Source organism: Pseudomonas sp. ES3-33 (assembly GCF_000952175.1).
Classification (GTDB): domain Bacteria; phylum Pseudomonadota; class Gammaproteobacteria; order Pseudomonadales; family Pseudomonadaceae; genus Aquipseudomonas; species Aquipseudomonas gregormendelii.
The window spans coordinates 1-4,100 of sequence record NZ_JZRI01000011.1; the positions used below are offsets into that span (position 1 = coordinate 1).

A 4,100-nucleotide genomic window follows, 5' to 3' on the forward strand; every position below is an offset into this window, starting at 1 on the left:
TTTTATAAGTTCTTCTGCACCAACAGATTGGGGCTTTCTTTTTTTAACTAGAAGACGAGCATATATGTTTTGGAATAGTGGGTGATCGATTGATCGAGTAACAAGATCTCCGCTAATCATATCGTTAAAGGCGGAAAATTCGCTCATCATCGTTACCGCATCTCCGCTCATCACATAACGTCGGAGAGCGGTAAGAGAGTTCGTTACCATGGCCGGTCGAATGGATAGATTTTCTGTATGTGTTACGAGCTGAATAATCTGTCCTAATCCGTATTGAAGCGGCATCACAGCTAACGGGTAACGCATTATCTCTTCGAATTTCAGAGGTTCACTGAGATGCGTAAGCGGATGATCTGATCGCATGAGCAATCGAACAGGTTGCAGTGATGATGCGCGATAGGTGACTTCAGGATGCGCAGGTGGATTGTACGCGAGGCCGATATGGGCTGCGCTCTGAACTACTTCCTCCAGAACGCTCTTGACCGGAAGTACATCTAGACTGATACGAATACCAGGATAGGTGGCAGTGAAATCCCTCAAAACATTGTCGATCAGCAAGTCGATGAACCCCTCGCTGGTAACGATACGGACTTCACCCTCCCTTAACCCCTTCAATCCTCGCAAGCGGTCTTCAAGATGCTCTTGTTGTGCCTGGCAGCCACGCCAGAACTCCAAGAGAAGGTGGGCTGCTTCAGTAGGAACCACTCCACGTGCTTGCCTTTCAAACAATATAGTTTCCACTTCCTCTTCCAGAAGTTGGATTTGCCGGGTGATAACTGAAGGTGCCGTGTTCAGGTTTTCGGCTGCCCCACGAATGGAACCGCTGGACAGAACCTCATAGAAATACCGCATTCGGCGTTGATTCAGATCTCTCACAAAAAATCCTCCCCTTGCATGACCGTTGCCCTCAGAGCAACGATAACATCAAAAAGTTGCTCTTGCTTGCCTTGCCATTCCGCCTGAATATCAATCGCACAATAAAAACGCCTACAGCGGAGGCAGTATGCAAAATTGCATCAATCCATCGAGCGAGCTATCGACCATCTATCGGAAAATAGACTGGCGGTTATTACCCTTTTTGCTCCTATGTTACGTAGTGGCGTATCTGGATCGGGTAAATGTGGGATTTGCCAAGCTTCAGATGCAAAGCGATCTAAGTTTATCTGACGCTGCTTATGGACTTGGTGCCGGAATTTTTTTCATAGGCTATGCCTTGTTCGAAACCCCTAGCAATTTGCTATTGCCCAAGATCGGAGCGCGCAAGACGCTCAGCCGGGTAATGATTTTGTGGGGTATCACATCTGCATGCATGGTTTTCGTCGAAAGCGAGAGATCATTTTACGTGCTGCGTTTTTTCCTCGGAGTCTTTGAGGCGGGTTTCGCTCCCGGAATGATTTTTTACCTTACCTATTGGTATGGCCGTGAACGGTTAGGCAGAGTGATGGCGATCGTTATGCTTGCGGGGCCACTGGGCGGCATATTTGGGGCCCCTTTGTCCGCGTGGATCATGACCACCTTCGCAGGTTTCCACGGCTTGGCCGGATGGCAGTGGATGTTTTTTCTGGAGGCATTACCGGCTGTAGTGTTAGGTCTCATAGCGTTGAAAGTTCTTAGCGATAAACCCTCGGTCGCGCCTTGGTTGAGTGCGCGTGAAAAACAAGTGCTGAATGCGCATATCGGTGAAGGGCAGGGAGCCCACCATTCATTTGTACAAGTGTTAAAAGACCCTCGTGTGTATCTGATGGCGGCTGGTTATTTCTGCTTGATTTGCGGAATTTACACCATGAGCTTTTGGCTGCCATCCATTCTGAAGGACGCAGGCGTTCAAGGTGTCATGCAGATCGGCCTGTACTCAGCGATTCCATATGTGGGTGCGATGGCAGGGATGTTGGTCTTTGGTCGTACATCAGATTACTTTTTTGAGCGGCGTTGGCATACCGCTGTACCGGCGTTAATTGCAGCCATTAGTTTAATGGGGTCTGTGATTTACAAGAATGAGTTTGTTTTTGCACTCAGTTTCTTGACGCTTGCTACGACCATGATGTGGGTTGCTTATACAGTGTTTTGGGCAATTCCTTCGCAATACTTCAAAGGTGACACTGCTGCGGGTGGTATCGCAGTTATTAACACCATTGGGTTAACGGGCGGGTTTCTCAGTCCCACGGTGATCGGTTATGCCAAGTCCATCACTGGCAACTCTGATTCAGGTCTTCTGGTCATGGCTGCAATTCTAATAGTGGGTTCATTGATACTTGCCGCCAACAAGCCGCAACGTGTTAAGCAAAAAGTTTGCATCACACAGCCTGTCTAAAAATTTCAACGAGGCGTTTAATAGCCATGACATATCGAATTCTGATCGCTGGTTTTCAACACGAAACAAATACGTTCGCGCCCTCCAAAGCTGAATATGAGAATTTTGTCAGGGGTGAAGGTTTTCCTCAGATGGTAAGAGGCGTTGAGATGTTGGAACTTCGTAATGTCAATATTCCGGCAGGCGGGTTTCTGATTGAAGCAGAGCGCTTGGGCTATGAAGTAGTCCCGGTGATCTGGGCTGGAGCCAGTCCATCCGCGCATGTTACTCAAGAGACCTACGACCGCATTACCGATGAAATCATAATGGCCGCGGCAAACGAAGCAATCGACGGTATATATCTAGACTTGCATGGGGCTATGGTTGCCGAACATACGGACGACGGAGAAGGAACGCTCCTAGCTCGGCTGCGAGCTGTTGTCGGCCAGGATATTCCGATAGTCGTATCTTTGGATTTACACGCTAATGTTACTGAGTTGATGCTCAACCACGCAGATGCAATGGTTGCATTTCGTACTTATCCCCACGTGGATATGGCAGATACTGGCGCACGAGCTGCCAAATTACTTGAATTGCGGCTCCGTTCGGGAAAACTGCATTGCGAGAGTCTGCGACTCCCTTTCCTGATCCCGATAAACGGGATGTGCACGCTCATGGATCCAGCACGAAGCCTTTACGACCAATTAGAACACCTTGAGTCCGAAGGTCTTTCATTGTCATTTACTCCAGGCTTTCCGGCTGCTGATTTCGAGGAGTGTGGGCCGGTTATCTGGGGTTATGGAACAGACAGGCAAGCGATCAAGGCTGCTGTCGCTGTCCTTTATAGAAAGATAGTGGGGGAGGAGGATCAGTGGGAAGTACCTTTCCTGCTCCCGGACGAAGCAGTGCTCCGAGCAATGACATTAGCAGAAACCGCTCAGCGTCCAATCGTCATTGCCGATACCCAAGACAACCCGGGAGCAGGCGGGGATTCGAACACAACAGGAATGCTTAAAGCACTCATTAAACACGGTGCTACTAATGCCGCCGTAGGATTGCTTTATGACCCGGCAGCAGTTCAGTCCGCCATTGCAGCCGGGGTAGGCGGTTTCATTGAGATAACGCTGGGGGGACAGTCAGGTGCACTGGGTGATAGTCCCTTGCAGGGGCGCTTTGAAGTAATGCACCTATCCGATGGCCGCTGTCGTTTTGCAGGCCCCATGATGAATGGCATGGAGGTTGATGTGGGGCCTGTTGCATGCTTGAAAATCGGGGGAGTGAAGGTTGCTGTCAGCTCTGGTAAATGTCAGATGCTGGACAGGAATTTGTATCGGATAGCAGGTATAGAACCAGAAAAAATGAGTGTACTGGTTAACAAAAGTTCTGTTCATTTCCGCGCCGATTTCGCGCCGATTGCCGACCAAATACTCGTTGCCAAAGCGCCTGGGCCCATGACAGCAGATCCTGCGGACATTCCATGGAAAAGACTTCGTGAGGGAATCAGGCTAAAACCCAATGGGCCTTCATTCCACAGCCCTGCACTCCGCGTTTAATGACCGTTTCCAAATTAGGTATTGAACTGCATTAACGTTAAATGGCGTAGGGGACGTTCGCCTGGATTGAAAATACTTCCTGATCTATCTGGAGTCAGAAAGTGGATTACACCAGTAGATAAGATAGAAGGTATTCCAGTTGTGCATATTAAGTTGATGCATTCGCGTTCGCGAACGCTGCGTGGGATTCGTGTGTGTTGCGTTGGCGTGGAAGATTTTCTTGTGGCTTCTGTTATTTCTGTCTCTTATACACATCT

At 49.0% G+C, this 4,100-nt stretch carries 4 protein-coding genes; 3 read left to right on the plus strand and 1 reads right to left on the minus strand.

All coding sequences use genetic code 11. From position 1 onward, the window contains the following. Positions 1 to 876: LysR family transcriptional regulator (locus UB23_RS01805; protein WP_045057635.1), on the minus strand; the 876-nt coding region annotated here is incomplete at its 3' end. Positions 877 to 1,003: 127 nt separating this feature from the next. Here UB23_RS01805 and UB23_RS01810 point away from each other — a divergent pair. The 3 genes from UB23_RS01810 to UB23_RS30070 all read left to right on the plus strand — a co-directional run. After that, positions 1,004 to 2,311 (plus strand): MFS transporter, encoded by a 1,308-nt coding sequence (locus tag UB23_RS01810; RefSeq protein ID WP_045057633.1) that lies wholly within the window; start codon positions 1,004 to 1,006, stop codon positions 2,309 to 2,311. A 26-nt stretch (positions 2,312 to 2,337) separates the two neighbouring features. Next, on the plus strand, positions 2,338 to 3,843 hold the full coding sequence (locus UB23_RS01815; RefSeq protein ID WP_045057634.1) for a M81 family metallopeptidase: 1,506 nt from the start codon (positions 2,338 to 2,340) through the stop codon (positions 3,841 to 3,843). 66 nt (positions 3,844 to 3,909) lie between these two features. Then, a partial coding sequence (locus UB23_RS30070; RefSeq protein ID WP_236695822.1) for a hypothetical protein occupies positions 3,910 to 4,100 on the plus strand: 191 nt, incomplete at its 3' end.

Bases quoted from the DNA above. Each gene is read 5' to 3' on its own strand.
- UB23_RS01810 (WP_045057633.1), top strand. From the start codon at position 1,004: ATGCAAAATTGCATCAATCCATCGAGCGAGCTATCGACCATCTATCGG.
- UB23_RS01815 (WP_045057634.1), top strand. From the start codon at position 2,338: ATGACATATCGAATTCTGATCGCTGGTTTTCAACACGAAACAAATACG.